The 17,706-nt window shown below is 69.5% G+C and carries 14 protein-coding genes; 7 read left to right on the forward strand and 7 right to left on the reverse strand.

Features of this window, described 5'->3' with window-relative positions:
- Positions 1 to 97: 97 nt before the first annotated feature.
- Together RU01_RS19095 and RU01_RS19100 are read left to right on the forward strand one after the other, a co-directional pair.
- The gene (locus tag RU01_RS19095; RefSeq protein WP_042576160.1) at positions 98 to 1,447 is read left to right on the forward strand and encodes a 3-oxoacyl-ACP reductase; all 1,350 of its coding nucleotides are present in this window, start codon (positions 98 to 100) and stop codon (positions 1,445 to 1,447) included.
- A gap of 5 nt (positions 1,448 to 1,452) precedes the next feature.
- Positions 1,453 to 2,334: a MaoC/PaaZ C-terminal domain-containing protein gene (locus RU01_RS19100; protein WP_156149004.1), complete on the forward strand. Its 882-nt coding sequence runs from the start codon at positions 1,453 to 1,455 to the stop codon at positions 2,332 to 2,334.
- Positions 2,335 to 2,365: 31 nt separating this feature from the next.
- Here RU01_RS19100 and RU01_RS19105 read toward each other — a convergent pair whose 3' ends face one another.
- Together RU01_RS19105 and RU01_RS19110 are read right to left on the reverse strand one after the other, a co-directional pair.
- Positions 2,366 to 2,950: a TetR/AcrR family transcriptional regulator gene (locus RU01_RS19105; protein ID WP_042576162.1), complete on the reverse strand. Its 585-nt coding sequence runs from the start codon at positions 2,948 to 2,950 to the stop codon at positions 2,366 to 2,368.
- Between the two features lie 69 nt (positions 2,951 to 3,019).
- A complete protein-coding gene (locus RU01_RS19110) occupies positions 3,020 to 4,195 on the reverse strand; it encodes a glycoside hydrolase family 3 N-terminal domain-containing protein (protein ID WP_042576163.1) in 1,176 nt (391 codons plus the stop codon).
- An 86-nt stretch (positions 4,196 to 4,281) separates the two neighbouring features.
- Between RU01_RS19110 and RU01_RS19115 the strand changes: the two genes are divergently transcribed.
- The 3 genes from RU01_RS19115 to RU01_RS19125 are packed head-to-tail and all read left to right on the forward strand — an operon-like array spanning position 4,282 to position 9,213.
- Positions 4,282 to 4,755, forward strand: a complete 474-nt coding sequence (locus RU01_RS19115) for a universal stress protein (RefSeq protein ID WP_042576164.1) — start codon at positions 4,282 to 4,284, stop codon at positions 4,753 to 4,755.
- 7 nt (positions 4,756 to 4,762) lie between these two features.
- A complete protein-coding gene (locus tag RU01_RS19120) occupies positions 4,763 to 4,930 on the forward strand; it encodes a DUF2613 domain-containing protein (RefSeq protein ID WP_082043264.1) in 168 nt (55 codons plus the stop codon).
- On the forward strand, positions 4,927 to 9,213 hold the full coding sequence (locus RU01_RS19125; protein ID WP_197074833.1) for an alpha-(1->3)-arabinofuranosyltransferase: 4,287 nt from the start codon (positions 4,927 to 4,929) through the stop codon (positions 9,211 to 9,213). The genes RU01_RS19120 and RU01_RS19125 overlap by 4 nt, the downstream gene beginning before the upstream one ends.
- Here the strand turns inward: RU01_RS19125 and RU01_RS22630 are convergent.
- A complete protein-coding gene (locus RU01_RS22630; protein ID WP_156149005.1) occupies positions 9,096 to 10,286 on the reverse strand; it encodes an acyltransferase family protein in 1,191 nt (396 codons plus the stop codon). The genes RU01_RS19125 and RU01_RS22630 overlap by 118 nt on opposite strands.
- A 119-nt stretch (positions 10,287 to 10,405) precedes the next feature.
- Here RU01_RS22630 and RU01_RS19130 point away from each other — a divergent pair, with 119 nt between their 5' ends.
- Positions 10,406 to 11,548 (forward strand): DUF3068 domain-containing protein, encoded by a 1,143-nt coding sequence (locus tag RU01_RS19130; protein WP_042576167.1) that lies wholly within the window; start codon positions 10,406 to 10,408, stop codon positions 11,546 to 11,548.
- 17 nt (positions 11,549 to 11,565) lie between these two features.
- Here the strand turns inward: RU01_RS19130 and RU01_RS19135 are convergent, their stop codons facing one another.
- Genes RU01_RS19135 through RU01_RS19145 form a run of 3 tightly spaced genes read right to left on the reverse strand, consistent with a single transcriptional unit; the run spans position 11,566 to position 14,750 of the window.
- Positions 11,566 to 12,543: an alcohol dehydrogenase catalytic domain-containing protein gene (locus tag RU01_RS19135; RefSeq protein WP_042576168.1), complete on the reverse strand. Its 978-nt coding sequence runs from the start codon at positions 12,541 to 12,543 to the stop codon at positions 11,566 to 11,568.
- A gap of 15 nt (positions 12,544 to 12,558) precedes the next feature.
- Entirely contained in the window at positions 12,559 to 13,518 is a 960-nt protein-coding gene (locus RU01_RS19140; RefSeq protein WP_197074827.1) for a fumarylacetoacetate hydrolase family protein, read from the reverse strand.
- Positions 13,515 to 14,750: a lipopolysaccharide biosynthesis protein gene (locus tag RU01_RS19145; RefSeq protein WP_042576350.1), complete on the reverse strand. Its 1,236-nt coding sequence runs from the start codon at positions 14,748 to 14,750 to the stop codon at positions 13,515 to 13,517. Before RU01_RS19145 ends, RU01_RS19140 begins: the two co-directional genes overlap by 4 nt.
- 6 nt (positions 14,751 to 14,756) lie before the next feature.
- On the opposite strand from RU01_RS19145, the gene RU01_RS19150 reads away from it, so the two are divergent.
- On the forward strand, positions 14,757 to 16,460 hold the full coding sequence (locus tag RU01_RS19150) for a hypothetical protein (RefSeq protein ID WP_052493374.1): 1,704 nt from the start codon (positions 14,757 to 14,759) through the stop codon (positions 16,458 to 16,460).
- Here RU01_RS19150 and RU01_RS19155 read toward each other — a convergent pair.
- Positions 16,429 to 17,634, reverse strand: a complete 1,206-nt coding sequence (locus RU01_RS19155; protein ID WP_042576352.1) for a glycosyltransferase family 4 protein — start codon at positions 17,632 to 17,634, stop codon at positions 16,429 to 16,431. The genes RU01_RS19150 and RU01_RS19155 overlap by 32 nt on opposite strands.
- Positions 17,635 to 17,706: the final 72 nt, after the last annotated feature.

Below are 17,706 nucleotides of genomic sequence, written 5' to 3' on the forward strand. Positions count from 1 at the left end.
TCGTCGTGGACTCTATTCTTACTCACGAGTAAGTTACTTGTCGATACCCGTCCTTCTCCACGACGGTTCCGTACAAACACGACACGAAGGTAGGAACATGGCAGCCACCAAGGGAGCCCCTGACCTCTACTCGCAGTTCCTCTCCTCTGCTCCGGGCGCGTTCCTGGCCAAGCAGGCAGGACTGCCGAAGCCGGAGACTCTGCGCCGCTACGAGGAGGGTGAGCCGCCGCTCGCCGGTCCGGTCCTGATCGGCGGCACCGGTCGCCTCGTCGAGCCGCTGCGAGTTCTGCTCTCCGACTACCCGTCGGCCAGCCCGCACGACGACAAGCTCGGCGCCCTGGTCTTCGACGCCACCGGCATCGAGAACATCGAGCAGCTCGAGCAGCTCTACCAGTTCTTCCAGCCCGCCGTCCGTCGCCTCGGAGCTTCGAGCCGTGTCGTCGTCCTGGGCACCACGCCCGAGGAGACCACCGACGTCGAGGCGCACATCGCGCAGCGTTCGCTCGAGGGCTTCACGCGCAGCGTCGGCAAGGAACTCCGTCGGGGCGGCACCGCCCAGCTCGTCTACGTCTCCGCGGACGCCGCACCGGACCTGTCGGGTGTCGAGTCCACGCTGCGCTTCCTTCTGTCGGCCAAGTCGGCGTTCGTGTCCGGCCAGGTCATCGCCGTCGGCAAGGATTCGTCCGAGGCTCCCGCATCGTGGGACAAGCCGCTCGCCGGCAAGGTCGCACTGGTCACCGGTGCCGCCCGCGGCATCGGTGCCACCATCGCCGAGGTCCTCTCCCGCGACGGCGCCCATGTCATCTGCGCGGACATCCCCGCCGCCGGCGAAGCTCTCTCGCAGACCGCCAACAAGGTCGGCGGCACCTCGCTCGCCCTCGACGTCACCGCACCCGACGCCGCCGACGTGCTCGAGAAGCACATCAAGGAGCGTCACAGCGGCGGCCTCGACATCGTCGTGCACAACGCCGGCATCACGCGCGACAAGCTGCTCGCCAACATGGACGACGGCCGGTGGAACTCCGTCATCGGCGTCAACCTCGCCGCTCCCCACCGCCTTACCACCGCCCTGGTGGCGTCGGGAACGCTGAACGAGGGTGGCCGCGTCGTCGACGTGTCCTCCATCGCAGGCATCGCCGGCAACCGTGGACAGACCAACTACGGCACGTCCAAGGCCGGCGTCATCGGCCTGGTGCACGCCGAGGCTCCGGAACTGGCGAAGAAGGACATCACCATCAACGCGGTGGCGCCCGGCTTCATCGAGACGGCCATGACGGCAGCCATCCCGTTCGCCACCCGTGAGGCCGGACGACGGATGAGCTCGCTGCTGCAGGGCGGCCAGACCGTCGACGTCGCGGAGACCATCGCGTACTTCGCGAGCCCCGCCTCCAACGCCGTCACCGGACAGATCGTCCGCGTGTGCGGTCAGTCGCTGATCGGAGCGTGACCGGCGTGAGCACCGTGATCGCTCTCGACGCTCCTCCGAAGATCCGCGACATCTACACCCGCGCGGCTCTGGACTCGTTGCCGATCATCGGCGGCGGGAAGCGCACACCGTCCGTTCCGGACACCACCTACACGCTGAAGGGAATCCGCGTCGATCGGGAGAACCTCGCGGCGTACGCGAAGGTCACCGGCCTGCGCCTGTCCGACGCACTGCCGATCACCTATCCGTTCACCCTGGTCTTCCCGACGGTGATGGCCCTGATGGTGTCCAAGGACTTCCCGTTCGCCGCCATGGGATCCGTCCACGCCGAGAACGTCATCGAGAGCTTCCGGCCGATCGGCACCTCGGAACCACTGGACATCGCGGTGCACGCGGAGAACTTCCGTGAGCATCGCAAGGGTCTGATGGTCGACGTCGTCAGTGACGTCTCCGTGGGTCGGGAAGTGGTGTGGCGCCAGACGTCGACGTTCCTGAGTCTGCAGAAGACGTCCCTGTCCGGTGGTCCGCGGGAGGCACCGCCTGCCGACGAGGTCCCGCCGCCCCCGACGTCCACGCTGCGCGTCGATCAGAAGACGGTCTCGCGGTACGCCGGCGTCAGCGGTGACCGGAACCCGATCCACATCTCGTCCCTCGGCGCGAAGGCGTTCGGTTTCCCGGGAACCATCGCGCACGGAATGTGGAGTGCTGCAGCAGCATTGAGTTCCGTGGACGGAAAGATCGCGGACAAGGTGACGTACTCGGTGCGCTTCGGCAAGCCGATCGTGCTGCCCGCCAAGATCAACGTCTACGCCGAGCGTGTCGGCACCGGCGAAGGTCCCGGCCAGTGGGATGTCGCCCTGAAGCACCCGAAGAAGGGCTACCCGTTCCTGACGGGCACCCTGCGCTGAATCACCGACGCAGTGACTCGCGGGCGGGGGCTCAGGCTCGAAGCCCCCGCCACGCGAGACTCTCGAGCAGGTCGACTGCTTGGTGCACGTCGATCTCTCCACCGGCCACCCTGTCGGCCACGGCTTCGCCGGCCCCGACCAGGGCGACTGCCATCAGTCCGAAATTGTGTTCCGGTCGCGGATCCTTCGTGCTCATCTCGAGCAACGACGCCGTCAGACTGATCAGACGGTCTCGGCTGCTCTGCACCTGACCGGCGAACGCCTGCTGACCGATGGCCTGGCGGTACAACACCATCCACGACGACCGATGCTCGTCGACGAAGGTGAGGAAACCGAGCAGGGCCTTGCGGAGCTGCTCGCGCGGCGTGAGCGTCGGGTCGGCCGCGGGCGTCATCGCCTGGACGAACTCGAGTCCTTCGCGGTGGATGCACGCGGCGAACAGTTCGTCCTTGCTCCCGTAGTACAGGTAGAGCATCGGCTTGGAGATCTCGGCGCGAGCCGCGATGGAATCCATCGACGTGCTGTGGAAGCCGTTCTCGGAGAAAACCTCGATCGCAGCGTCGAGCATCTGCTGCTCGCGGACCGCACGCGGCAACCGCTTGGTTCCGCCCGCCATCCGTACCTCCCCGACTCTGCCCTCTGTTCGGGCCGAACGTCCCCTCTGCCCAGAAAGCTCGACTCTACGTCACGAGCAACCGAGCGCCCCCTTGGCAGCGAGCACAGTCCGCGCGGCCTCGTCGACGCGGCTGCTCGGCAGTTCACCGGACGCCACGGCGGCCTCGAGGTTGTCGAGAACGCTGGTGACGGCGTCGGTGGTGATCCACAGGGCGACATCGGCGCCGGCGACGAGCGCGGTCTTCACCGCCTCCTCGATACCCAGTCGGGACGTGATCGCGGCCATTCCCGACAGGTCGTCGGTGAAGATGGGCCCGGTGAACGGCGCGGCTCCGTAGCCGGTTCCGTCCCGCAGCAACGACATCACGGCGGGACTGATGCTGGCGGGGACACCGTCCGTCGTCAGACCCGGAACGTCGAGGTGGCCCACCATGACACCGACCCCCGACGCGGCGAGGTCGCGGAACGGCACCAGGTCGCGGGCCTGCAGTTCCTCCAGCGGAGGCGTCGTGACCGCGCCGGTGTGCGAGTCACCCGAGCCCGCGCCGTGGCCGGGGAAGTGCTTGAGCACCGGGAGGACGCCCGCGTCCCGCAGTCCCCTGGCGGCAGCGCTCGCGTAGGCCACCACCGTCGCCGGGTCGTCCGAATACGAGCGGTCACCGATCACGGAGTCGTCCGGCTGACTGCTGACGTCCACGTCGGGCGCGAAGTCGACTGTGATGCCGAGGTCGCGCAGTCCGCGTCCCCGCTCGAGCCACATCTCGTAGGTCTGGTCGGGTGTCATCGTGGCGGCCGTCTCGCGTGCCGACGGGATGTCGCCGAGCAGGTCCTTCGCGCGGGACACCCGCCCGCCCTCCTCGTCGATGGTGACCATGACGGGCACACTCGACGCCTGCTGCATCTGCGCGACTCCGCCGCCGGTCAGCATCTGCTTGTCCGTCCAGCTGCCGACGAACACACCGCCGACCTGCTCCGACTGCACCACGGACACCGCATCGTCGGTGCCGGTCACGCCGACGGTCAGCAGCTGAGCGAGTCGTTGGCGCATCGTGAGGGCGTCGATCGCCGACGCGCACGCGTCCGGTGCGGGGACCGCGGGCGCCGGCAGCGGCGACGACGATGCGGCAGCCGACGGGGTCGGAGCGTCTGTCGTCGTCGGTGCCGGGGCGGCCGTGTCACCGGCTCCGCACGCCGTCGTGGCCATCGCGCAGGCCGCGAACAAGGACAACATTCGGCGTCGGGACATGACCGAAACGTTATCGCGGAGCCACGCGCGTCGACGACCCGCGACGGTAGAATCCGTGACCACCGCCGATCATCGGGAGGCCTCTCATGTCGTGTGACGTCATGCTCATCGCGTACGACGGTTCGGACAATGCGCGGCGGGCGGTGGACTACGCCGGCAGATTCCTGCAGGCGAAACGCGCCATCGTCCTGACTGCGTGGGAACCCATGGTCCGCCAGGCAGCCCGCATGTCGGGCCTGTCCGGAGTGATGGCGCCGGAGTGGCTCCCCGACGAGCAGACCGAGGACATCGCGCTCGCCGACGCGAGGGTCACCAACACCGAGGGTCTCGAACTGGCGAAGCGCGCCGGCATCAACGCGGACGGGCGGTGCGAGGAATCCCATTCGGCGATCTGGACGACCATCGTCGAGACGGCCGACGAAGTGAACGCCGACATCATCGTCACGGGAACGCGCGGTCGGACCGGTCTGCGGTCACTGTTGCAGTCCTCGTGTGCGGACCTGGTGCTCAAGCACAGTCATCGCCCGGTCCTCATCGTGCCGCCGGGTCGCTCGGGGTGATAAGTTTCTGGTCGTGAAGACCGCAGCGATCAGTGCAGTTGTAGGGGCCGTTCTGGGCGTTGCCGTCGTGTTCGGCGCGACGGCTGCTGCCTCGTCGAACACCCGCCCGGATGTCGATCGTTCCGGTACCGCCGACTCCTCCCTTCTGAACCAGGTCGAGTACGGCAGCCGCTGACGTCGTCGGCTCCCGCCACCGCGCCCGTCGGGCCTCGGTGGCGTTTCTTCTCTGCGCTGGGTGCGCTGGTTCTGGCGTTCGTCCAGGCTCCGGGCCTGACGGTCGCGGACACCAAGTACGACCTGACGCAGAACCCGCTCGGCTTTCTTTCTCGCGCGTCTCATCTCTGGACGTCCGACGCCACGTTCGGGCAGGTTCAGAATCAGGCGTACGGATACTTCTTTCCTCACGGTTCGTTCTTCGCGCTCGGTGACATCCTCGGGTTGCCCGGCTGGGTGACCCAACGCCTGTGGTGGGCGGTCCTGCTGTTCGCCGGGTTCTGGGGCATCATCCGATTGTGCGAGGCCCTCGGGGTGGGCAGTCGCGGATCGCGAGTGGTCGCGGCGCTGGCGTTCGCGCTGGCCCCTCGGGTGATCACCACGCTGGGTTCCATCAGTTCGGAGTCGTTGCCGATGATGCTGGCGCCGTGGGTGCTGATCCCCCTGGTGCGTGTCTTCTCGGGCAAGCCGGTGTCGATACCGCGCGCGGCGGCATCGTCGGCCGTGGCGGTCGCCCTGATGGGGGCGGTGAACGCGGTCGCGACCGCAGCGGCGACCCTGGTCGCGGTGGTGTGGTGGCTGGCGCATCGCCCCGATGCCCGCTGGAGACGCTTCACGCTGTGGTGGATCCCGGCGCTGGTCGCCGCGACGTCGTGGTGGGTGGTGTCGCTGTTCATCCTCGGCGGCGTGAGTCCGCCGTTCCTCGACTACATCGAGTCCTCGGGGACGACGACGCAGTGGGCCTCGCTCACGGAAGTTCTTCGCGGGACCAGCAGTTGGACGCCGTTCGTCTCGCCCGAGCGCATCGCGGGAGCGGTGGTGGTCACGCAACCGGCGGCCGTCATCGCGTCCTGCGTCGTCGCCGCGGCAGGGCTGGCAGGTCTGGCGATGCGGTCGATGCCGGCGCGCGGACGCCTCGTGCTCGTCCTGATGGTGGGCATTGTCGGCATGACCGCGGGCTACGTGGGCGGCCTCGCCTCTCCCGTGTCGGAACCGGTCCGCCTGTTCCTCGACACCGCGGGCGCGCCGCTGCGCAACATCCACAAGCTGGAACCGGTGATCCGCCTTCCGCTGGTCCTGGGGCTGGCGCACCTGCTCACCCACGCGCCGCTACCCGGCACCGTGTCGTCCCCGCGGTGGCGCCGCGCGGCGTCGCACCCTGAGCGCGAACCGTTGATGGCGTTCGCAGCTCTGATCCTGGTGGCACTCACCGTGGCGACGTCGTTGGCATGGACCGGTCGTCTCGCACCTCGCGGAGCGTACGAGGCAGTCCCGGCGGAGTGGTCCGAGGCCGCACAGTGGTTGTCCGACAACGCCGGAGAGGCTCCGGCGCAGAGCCGAGCTCTCGTGGTGCCCGGTGCACCGTTGGCGGCCCAGCTCTGGGGACTCACGCGTGACGAACCGCTGCAGGCGCTGGCATCGTCGCCCTGGGCGGTCCGCGACGCCGTACCGCTGGTCCCGCCCGGAGCGATTCGAGCCCTCGACTCGGTGCAGCGCCTGCTGGCCGACGGGCGACCGTCCGACGGCATGGCCGACACGTTGGCCGGGATGAACATCCGATACCTGGTGCTGCGCAACGACCTCGACCCGGAGACGTCGCGGTCCACCCGCACCTCACTGGCTCACCAGAGCATCGAGAACTCGCCCGGCCTCACCCGCGTCGCCACGTTCGGCGACGACATCGGACCGGGCCGCGTCGAGGGGATCGTCGCGGACTCGGATCTGCGTCCGACCTACCCGGCGATCGAGATCTTCGCCGCCGACCCCGACTACGACGCAGTCGTCGGTCCGTACACGGTCGCCGCATCCGACGTCCCGCGAGTGCAGGGAGGACCGGAAGTGTTGGCCCGTCTGGACGACCACCGCGAACGCGGCGGTCTGAATCCGGTACCGGCCGGACCCGTTCTCCTCGACGGTGACGCGCGAGCCGCCGGGCTTCCCGCCGACCGCGTGCTGGTCACCGATACCCCGATGAACAGGGAAGTCGACTTCGGATCGGTCGACGATCACAGCAGCGCCCTCAGAACGCCCGACGACCCTCGGCGGACATTGAACCTCGTTCCCGACTACCCCGTCGACGCGGCCCCGCTCGTGCAGGGCTCCTGGACGGGGGCACGGGTCACGGTGTCGTCCTCCGCATCCGATGCGGTCCAGTTCGGTGGTGCGGCGCCGGGGAACGGGCCGGCGGCGGCCGTGGACGGAGACACCACGACGAGCTGGGTGAGCAGCGGCCTCGAAAGCTCTGTCGGACAGTGGATCCAATTGGACCTGGACGAGACGATCTCCTCGGGAGTGGTCGAGTTCCGCACCAGCCCCGGAGCCCTGGGATCTCCGGTGAAGTGGGTCGAGGTCGAGACGGACAACGGCACCGCTGCCGCTCGTATCGGCGAGCCCGGCGACGTGGTGACCGTGGCGCTTCCCGCAGGCACGACGTCACGCGTGCGCATCACGGCGACCCAGACCGAGAACGGTTCCACCGGAGCCCAATTCGCGATCAGCGATCTTCGACTGACCGATTTCTCCGACAGCGACGCTCCGACGCTCGTGACGATCCTTCGCGGCACCGCGATGCCGGACCCGGCGCCCGGGGTGAGCGTCACGGGATGGGACCTGGGGCAGGAACTGTCGGGGAGAACCGGCTGTGTGGACACTCCGGACAGGGTGCGCTGCGCGGGTGGTATCGCGGTGGAACCTGAGGAGCTGGACAGCTTCGAGAGAACTCTGTCGGTTCCGACCGGCACCGCGGTCACCCCGGAACTGTGGCTGCGGTCCCGGCAGTCACCTGCGTTGGCCGACCTGCTGGACGACGGGACGGGTCCGCGCGCTCGCGGCGCCGCAGAGGTCTCGGACGTCCGGGGCTCGGCGTTCGCGCTGACCGACGGGGACGAACGAACGTCGTGGACAGCCGCCCAGGACTCCGTCGACGGACGCGCCGGGACCTCCCCCACCGTGACGGTGACGCTGCCTCGGCCTACGCTGGTCGACGGTCTCGAACTGGCGCAGTCTTTGGGAACGCTGCCTGCCCACCCCACTCGCGTCGCGGTGAATCTGGGAACGGGTCCGCAGGTCCGTGACATCGACGACTCGGGACGGACGACGATAGATCTCGAGCCCGCCGTGACCGACTCGATCGTGCTGTCGATCGTCGACTGGGACGACGTGATCGACCGCACCGCACTGGGATTCGACCAGATCCGCCCTCCCGGTCTCGCCGATCTGACAGTGCTCCCCCGAACGACTGCGGCGCCGTTCGACCCCGATCGCGTCATCGAGCTTTCCTGCGCGCAGGGCCCCACGATGACCGTGGCGGGCCAGTTGGTGCAGACCGCGGTCTCGACCACCGCGGGAGCGCTCGCGAGCAGCGCACCGATCCGGGCGCAGGTGTGCGCGGGCGATGTTCCGGTGTCCGCGAACGTCTCCAATCCTGTTCCGCTGCCGGCCGGGTCGCACTCGGTGTCGGTCGACCCCGGTGACGCGTTCGTCGTGGACAGCATCGCCCTGCGTGTCGCACCGCTCGCTGCTACACCCGGGCCCACTCCGAAGCCTGTTGCCGTGTCGTCCGGCGAGTGGACTGCCGATACCCGACGCGTCGTCGTGGCCGGATCGGACGAGGACCGCATCCTCGTGGTTCCCGAGAGCACGAACACCGGGTGGGTGGCGACGCGGCCCGACGGCTCGACGCTGACGCCGGTCGTCGTCAGCGGGTGGCAGCAGGGGTGGGTTCTCCCGGCCGGACTCTCCGGTGAGGTGACGCTGTCGTATCCGGCCGACACCTGGTATCGCCTCGGAATCGTCTGTGGCCTTCTGCTTCTCGTCGGACTGGGGCTCTTCGCGCTACGGCGACGCGAGCCGGATCCGGCGACGGACCCGACGCCGACCCGGGGCAGTCCCTGGCTCGCCGGCGCAGCGCTGCTCGCTGCCGTGTGGGTGATCGGGGGGATCGCCGCTCTCGGCTGGGTCGTGCTGCTCGCCGCCGCCGTCACGGCCGTCGGTCACAGGTGGGGAGAGCGCGTCCGGGGTCGCGTGCTGGTGGCGGTCGCAGGGCTGGGCCTGTCCGTCGCCGGCGCCGCGCTGTCCACCGGGCCGTGGCGATCGGCAAGCGGGTACGTCGGGCACTCGGCGGGAATTCAGCTCGCGGCGCTGCTCGGGGTGGCCGCCGCCGCGCTCGCTGCAATACCTCCGTTGCGACGACGATCTTCCCGTCGACGGAGCGCAACGCGGACAGGTTCCTCGACCAGCGCATAACTGGCCGCTGCGACCGGCAGGGTCAGCGCCAGTGTCACGCCCGCAAGGACGAGGAACTGACCGTCGAACGGCGCGATGCCGAGGACCGGGAAGACGACGGCGAGCACCGCGAGGTGCCAGATGAAGATGCCGTAGGACCACCGCCCAATCGTCAGCGCGAAGGGTCCGGCCAGCCACCGCGTGCGCACGCCGACACCGAGTACGAGTGGAGCGATCAAACAGAAGGCCACGACCGCCCCCAGCAGGACCTTCATCGCGAACTGCCATGCAGCCGGCGTCGTCAGCCCCTGCTCCCCGGCGAGCGGCGTCGAGGACACGGCGAAGGCCACCGCGGCAACGCCCGTCAGAAGCCATCGTCTGCTCGCGATGCGGACCAGCACGGAATCACCGGCCGTGTTCGCGGCCGCCTCGGCGACGATCATCCCGGCGCCGAACCACGCCAGGTAGCCGGGCATCCAGTTCTCGATGTTGACCCCGGCCTCCGTGGCGATGGGCAGGAAGGTCCAACCGAGCGAGATCACCGACACCGCCAGGATCACCGGGATGCGGAACCGGGCACGGGCACCGGCGAGAGATGCCATCGCGAGGCCGATCAGCGGAAGCAGCAGATAGAACGCCACCTCCACCGACAGCGACCACATCTGGGTCATTCCCTCGGTCAACGTCAAGGGCACGAACACCTGCACCAGCGTCAGGTTGGCCAGCCAGAGCCGGACGCCCCCACCGGCGCCGGGCAGCAACGTCAGCACGACGGCCACCACCAGCCAGTACGCGGGCAGGATACGAGCAGCCCTGTGCAGAAGATAGGTCCTGGTCGACGGCCGGGACCGCAGTCCCCGCGCGGCCGCCGCGTGCGGTCGCCACAGCAGGAAACCCGACAGTGCGAAGAACACCGCCACCGCCAGATCCAGTCGACCCAGCGCGGCGCCGATCACCGGAACGGACGTGGTCCCGGTCTGGAATGCGACGTGGGTCAGCAGAACACCCACCGCCGCGAGACCGCGCATTCCCTCGAGAGCCGGCACGAATCCGCTGGCCTGCCCGCTCGGACGGTCGTTCTGCACTGTGGTCATCGTGAGTCGAGTCTGCCGCATCACGTCCGAACGACGAACCCCCCGATGCGTTAGTGTTCGACCCATCATCGGCAGCACGCATCACATCGCGGTGCACAGCTCACAGGGGGACCCTCTTCATGGCGAACAGATCATCACCGTCGCGTGTGATCCCGTCGATCCTCATCGGCCTCGGTGTCTTCTTCCTCGTCGTCGCCATCCTGATCCCGCTGTACACGGTCGGCCGTCTCGAGAAGACACCGCTGGATCTCGAGATCACCACCGTCTCCACCGGCACCGGATCGGTCCTCGATTCCCGGTCGCTGGCAGCCGGGTCGGCGAAGGTCGATCAGAACGTTCCTCTGGTCTCCCAGCGCTTCGTCACCACCGAGGAGCCCTCGGGTGCGGACGCCGTCACCGTCCAGGCCGGTTCGACTCTGCGTCGCACCGACCGACAGGGTGACACCGGCCTGCTGACCGCGACGGTCGACCGCGTGACCCTCGACCGTGTGACGTCGATGCCCGTCGAGCCGGTCGGGTCCATCCAGAGCCAGAGCGACAAGCCCGCTGAGGAAGTGGCGCACGACGGATTGCAGTACAAGTTCCCGTTCGACGCCCAGAAGCAGACGTACCCCTTCTTCGACATCGTCGCCCGCCAGAGCTACGACATGACCTTCGTCGAGGAGACGCAGATCGAGGGCGTCACCGTCTACCACTACACGCAGAAAATCCCGGCGGTCGATCTCTCCGCCGTCGTGAACTCGCCGGCCAACAAGGTCGCCCTCCCCGCCAGCACCTGGGGCGTCGAGGGCGGGGCCACCCCGATCACGATGACCCGGTTCTACGAGAACACTCGCGACATCTACGTCGAGCCGGTCACCGGAGTCGTCGTCAAGGGCCAGGAGGACGTGCACCAGTACTACGCACGTCGCGCCGGCACTCCCGAGGTCGACGTCATCAAGGGCGTCATCGGCTTCGACGACAACACCGTGACCTACCAGCTGGGCCGTGCACGTGACGGTATGGACGAGATCGCCCTCATCGGCCGCACGGTTCCCATCGTCGCCGGTGTGCTCGGCATCGTCCTGCTGGCGGCGGGCATCCTGCTTCTCCTCCGCAGTGGCCGCTCCGGCCAGGGAACCCGCGCGACGAACGCCGGTCCCGGACCCCGCCCCGACGGACCCGGAACGCCGTCCGACACCGGTCGTGGTGCTGCACCGGATCACGACTGGACCTCGGACCGCACCGAAGAGATCCCGCGGACGGACCTCCGCAAGCACTGAGCACTGAGCACTGAAGGTCAGGGGTGCAGGAGCGTGACTCCTGCCGACGCACCGAGGGCGTCCAGCGCATGCTGGGCGCCCTCGAGCCGTTCGTGGCGGGCGATCATCGAGGCGACCGCCGCGTGAGGCAACTCGCGCAGCAGTTCCGGATACTCCCGCGCCGACAGTCCGTGACTGCCCAGCACGTCGATCTCCTTGGCGATCACCACATCCATCGACACGTGCGCCCCACCGGGCAGCAGGCCGATCTGGACGTGGCGGCCGCGGCGCCGCAGCGCGGCGATGGCGGCATCGGCCAGTCCGGCGTTCCCCGAGCATTCGAGCGAGACGTGCATGTCGTCGATAACGCGATCGGACGTCGACGCAGCGCCGAGCCGACGCGCCAGCTCGCGAGCGTCGGAGGACGAGTCGACGGCCGTGACGACCGCCCCGACGGCGGACGCGATGATCACCGCGGACAGGCCGAGGCCGCCGCAGCCGTACACGGCCACCCGTTCGCCGGGCAGCACCCTGGCCCGCCGGTGCACAGCTCTCCACGCCGTGGCGTACCGGCAGCCCAGCGTCGCCGCGACATCGAACGACACGGCGTCGGGAAGCGCGACGAGGTTGGTCTCGGCGTACCGCACCGCCACGAACTCCGCGTACGACCCGTCATGGGTGAACCCGGGTTGCTGTTGGTTCGGGCAGACCTGATGGTCACCGGCAGCGCACGTCTCGCAGGTTCCGCATGCGCACACGAACGGCGTCGTCACGCGGCGCCCGATCCACCGGCGGTCGACGTCGGCGCCCACCGAGACGACGGTCCCCGCGAACTCGTGACCGGGGACGAACGGTAGGGAGACGTCGCTGTCGTGGCCCTGCCAGGCGTGCCAGTCACTTCGGCACACTCCGGTGGCCGCCACCTGGACGACGGCACCGTCGGGTGCCGCGTCCGGACGCTCCACCTCACGGACGACGCCGGCCCGACCGAACTCCTCGATGACCAGTGCGCGCATGCACGCGAGCGTAGATCAGCCGCGCTGGGCGACCGTGTTCGTGACCGAGCCGATGCGTTCGATCTCGAGGCGCACGACGTCTCCGGGCTGGATCCACCGATCGAGTTCCATCCCGCATCCCGACGGAAGGGTGCCCGAGGTGAGCAGTTCACCGGGGCCGATGTCCTCGGCTCGGCTGGCGTAGGCGAGCCCGTCCGCGACGGACCAGCGGCCGCCCTCGGTGGACGTCTGCGTCCAGACCTCGCCGTTCACCGTGACGCTGCCGCGAAGGTTGCCCAGGTGCGGCAGGACCTCGTCGGCGGTGACCACCTCGGCGCTCATCGAGCTGCCGAACGTCTTGGTCTTCACCACGGGTCCGAACGGACCGTTCCGCTGCTCGTCCCACTGGACGTCGCGAGCGCTGAAGTCGTTGAAGACCACGAAGCCGCCGATCGCGGCTTCGGCCTCGGCGGGCGACGCGTCTCTGACCGGTCGGACGACGAGGGCGCCGTACTCGAGTTCGAAATCCAGCAGCTCGGTGTATCCGGGCCAGAGCATCGGCGCACCGTCGCCCACGACGGACAGATGGTTGCCCGTGTAGTAGATCGGGTGCTCGAAGACGGCGGACCCCGGCCGGAGCGGAGGGAAGGGCTTGCGCATGATCGCCTTGTACGTCTTGGCGAGAGGAAGCACGGCGGGCAGATTGCGCCGCACCATGCTCTCGGCCGCCTGATGCCAGTGCGTGTCCCACCCTGCGAAGCATCGCAGCGACCGTGGCTCGAACGGCAGCGGGGAGAACGTCGTGGCCGTCGCCGTTCCGGCGGTCACCGCGCGATCGACGAGTTCCCGTGCGGTGTCCCGAGCACGCTCGCCGAGACCCAGGAACTCGACGACCGACACCGGAAGACTCTCTCCTCCAGCGGCTTTCAGGTCGATCCAGCTACCCGTCGGCTCGTGCAGTACATCGATACCCGTCGCGCCCCTACGCAGCCTCACGGACCCACCCCTCGACTCGTCCCCGCACGATCCACCTCCGTCGATCGTGTCACACGCGAACCGGACCGAGTGCTGGTGAAAACCACAACAGTTGCGGCCGCGGCACATGCCGTCGCCACGACGATCAACTCGACGACGCCGTCCACGACGGACAGGACGAGGACGGCCTCGACGACGAGCACGGCCCACGCGATCAGTGCCGATCGGGTGTCACCACGGGCGACCGACGCGACGAGGCCGCACTGGACGATCGCGAGGAGCGCGCCTTGCGCGGCGAACAGCCACAGCAGGTGCCGCACGGGGGCGTACTGCTCACCCATCACGAGCGGCACCACCGGGCCCACCACCGCCGCACCGAGAACGACGACGGATCCGACGCCCAGCAGCACCAGGACAGCCGTCCGGACGGCGTCGGCGGACTGTCTCGGGTCGGCCATCCGTGGGTAGAGGACCACTCCGACGGACTGCGGCAGCCAGAACGCCGCTTTCGCTGCGACCGCTCCGAGGGCATAGATGCCGGCCGACTCGGGATCCAGCACGCGGCGCGCCAGCAGGAGGTCGACGGACGACAGGGCGACGATCACCAGCTGCACCTGCGACGCGGCGAGGACATCGCGCCACCGGGTCGCGCTCCCGCCCCCATCCCTGTGCGTGGCGCGTCGAGTCACCACGATGCGGACGAGAAGAGCCGTCACCGCTGTTCCGACGGCCCCGGCCAGGAGCGCCGGCCCCGCGGATCCACCCAGCAGCAGCGTCGTGACGGCAGGAACGACCTTGGCCAGCCCGCCGGCGGCGAGAACGACACCGAGGGCGCCGAACAGCGAATCACCCTGCAACACGCCCTGTTCCGTCGCGAGGAGTACCAGGAAGGGTGCCGTGCACAGCGCCGCGGCCGTCGTGGCGACACTCGTGTCGAGCAACGCCGCCACGAAGGGTGTCGCGACGATCGCGAGCAGTCCGACCACCGCGGCCTGGATCGACCCGAGACGCCGCACATCCGCGAGCGCAGCGCCCCGGACCCTGTTGCGGGCGACCACGGTCTGCACGGCCAACGCCGGCACCGCCAGTACCAACTGCGCCGCCAGCAGCGAGGCGAACTCGCCGTACCCCTCCGGACCCAGCAGCCTGCCGGCGGGAACGTGCAGGAAGTACGACGCGATGTTCGCCAGCATGGATCCGGCCGTCACGATGCTCACCCCGGCCACGACGGTGGACGAGCGCGCGGGGATCATGCCCACATGATGACAGGGCCGAGCGTGCGGGCAGGGGCGTGGTCGGCCGGGTGGTCCACCGTTCTGGCCGCCGCGGCGCTCGGACCGCTTCTCGGCGCGCTGCTCCCCGGCGGCGGATACCTCCTGCTGCGCGACGCCGTGTCGACACCTCGCTCGCACCTCACCGAGTCCGTCCTCGGGCTGTCCGACGCGGCAGCCCGCGCGGTCCCGCAGGACGCCGCGGTCGCCGCGGCGACCACCGTGATGGACGGCGGCACCCTCGTGATGGGTGTGCTGTTCCTCGCGCTGGCCGCGGCCGGCTCGGGTGCGGCGAGGATGACGTCGCACCTGCTGGATACCGACGCGACGAGCCCCTCGCTGGTGGCCGCGACGGTGGCGGTGTGGAACCCGTACGTCGCCGAGCGCCTGCTGCAGGGTCATTGGAGCCTGCTCGTCGGGTACGCCGCGTTGCCGTGGACCGTGTGTGCAGCGCGTCGTCTCCGTGAGCGGGGCGATCTGCGGGCAGCGGCGCCGCTCGTACTGTGTCTCGGCATCGCCGGGCTCACCCCCACGGGTGTGCTGATGTGCGCAGCTCTGGCCCTCGTCACGCTGAGCGCTCCCGGCGGCGTGCGCCGCGGGTGGCGAGTGGCCGTCCTCGTCGTATCGACCGTCGTCGTGTCGGCGCCGTGGCTGGTCGCCACCGCGCTCTCCGGGGCCGGGGCCGGTTCGGACCCGTCGGGAGTCGCCGCGTTCGCCGCGCGCGCGGAGCCCGGCCTGGCCACGATCGGGTCCCTCGCGGGTCTCGGCGGGATCTGGAACGCCGACGCGGTCCCCGCGTCCCGGACCACCCTGTACGCCGTCGTCGGCACCGCCGTGCTGCTCGGTCTGGCCGCCGCCGGACTCCCCCGACTACGCCGGACCGCATCGCCCGTGGCCGCGGCGCTCCTGCTCACCGGCGCGGTGTCCGTCGTGCTGATCGCCCTCGCCGCCACTCCGATCGGGCTCGATCTCGGCCGATGGGCTGCGGAGTCGGTACCCGGTGCCGGGTTGTTCCGCGACTCCCAGAAATGGGTCGCCCTGTGGATGCCCGCACTTGCACTCTGCGCGGGCGCGGCGGTCGACGGCCGACGTCTGCGCGGCGCCGTCGTCGCGGTCGCGGCACTCGTGATCGTCCTCCCCGACCTGGCGTGGGGAGTGCACGGCGCGATGCGCCCGGTCCGGTATCCGACGGGATGGGCCGAGGTGACCGACCGGGTGGGCACGTCCGACGCGTCGGTCGCCGTCCTGCCGGGCGGCACGTTCCGCCGGTTCGACTGGTCCGGGGAAGCGCCTGTACTCGACCCGGCTCCGCGATGGTTGCGCGCCGACGTGCTGCAGACCGGCGATCTGCCGGTGGGGGCTGTCACGGTGCAGGGCGAGAGCACGGTCGCGCGGCGGGTCGAATCACTGCTGCTGCGTGGTGCCCCCGCGTCGGACCTGGCGGATCTCGGCGTCGGGTGGATCCTCGTCGAGACGTCGCCCGGCGAACTCGGCGACTCCGCGCGCACTCTCACCGGACTCGACCGTGTCTACGCCGACGACGATCTGGCGCTCTACAACGTTCCCGACCCCGCGTCCCGGGTGGCGAGTCCGGTGTGGCCGGTCGGAGCGGCGCACGTTCTGTGGGCTCTGGCGATCGTCGCCGCCGGCGCCGTGTCCATCAGGGAAGTTCGCCGCGACCGGATTCGGTGAGAAGGCCGGTGACCGGACGCCCGCGCGCGTGATCGGTCAACACCGACTCGACGGCCCGCGAGCACTGCGCCCACGAGAATTCCCGCGTACGCAGCCGTGCCTTCTCCCCGAGCTGTCGACGCAGATCGCCGTCCTCGAGCAGCGTGCTCACGGCGTCCGTCAGATCGGCGACATCGGTGTCCTGACCGACCCACTCGTCGCCCACCAGCACCCCGGTGACCCCGTCGACGACGGAGTCGGTCAGACCGCGCGAGTGTCGGTAGCCGACCGTCGGCACGCCGTGTTGAGCGGCTTCGACGACGGCTAGTCCCCACCCCTCCTTGCGGGACGGCAGAACGTGGACCCAGCTGCGCGCCAGAATCCGGTGCTTCCGCGTCTCGGACACGTGCCCGTGGAAGGTGACGGCGTCGCCGACACCTCGTGAAGCAGCATGGGCTCGCAGGTTCTCGTCCCACCACCCACCACCGATCACGTCGAGTCGCAGCTCGGGGAACGATCGGCGCAGCGTCGCCACCACGTCGATGGCGTCCTCGATCTGCTTGTGCGGAACCAGCCGGGACAGAACGGCGAGCGTGGGGACGTCCGCACGTGTCGCCACGTCGCCCGGCACGACGTCCGCCGGGATCTCGTCGACGCCGTTCCGGACGACGGCGACCCTGTCACGGTCGACGCCCAGGGCGATGAGTTCGTCGGCGGACGGGAGCGACACGGTCAGGTACTGCGACCGACGGTGGACGCGCGGGGAGAGTCGGGACTCGATCCACCATCCGACCTTCGCCATGACGGGACCTGCCACCGGCCACTGCTCGCGGTGGCAGTGGTGCACCAGGACGGTGACCGGGGCCGAGGTGACCAGCCGGGCGAAGAACGGGATGCCGTTCTGCGTGTCGATCACCGCGTCCGGGCGCAGACCGGCCAACGGTCCGATCCCGAGGCGACCCAGTGCCAATGAGGCGAGCGCCCGGGGATAGACGGTGTACCGGCCGCCGGCGCGGCTGATCCTGATGCCGTGCACGGTCTCGGACGACGGAGCGCCGGGGTACGACGCGGTGCGCAGGGTCACGGCGATACCGCGCTCGGCGAGCCCGGCGCCGACGTGTTCGAGATAGCTCTCGCTACCCCCGCCTTGTGGATGGCCACTGTCACGCCAGCAGAGAAGTAGCACCTCTCGCAACTCTGATACCACCTGTCACCCCCGCGACACTGATTCATTCGAACGACCGACACCGAATGGTCCACGGGCCCG

Source organism: Rhodococcus sp. MEB064 (genome assembly GCF_000834565.1).
Taxonomy (GTDB): domain Bacteria; phylum Actinomycetota; class Actinomycetes; order Mycobacteriales; family Mycobacteriaceae; genus Rhodococcoides.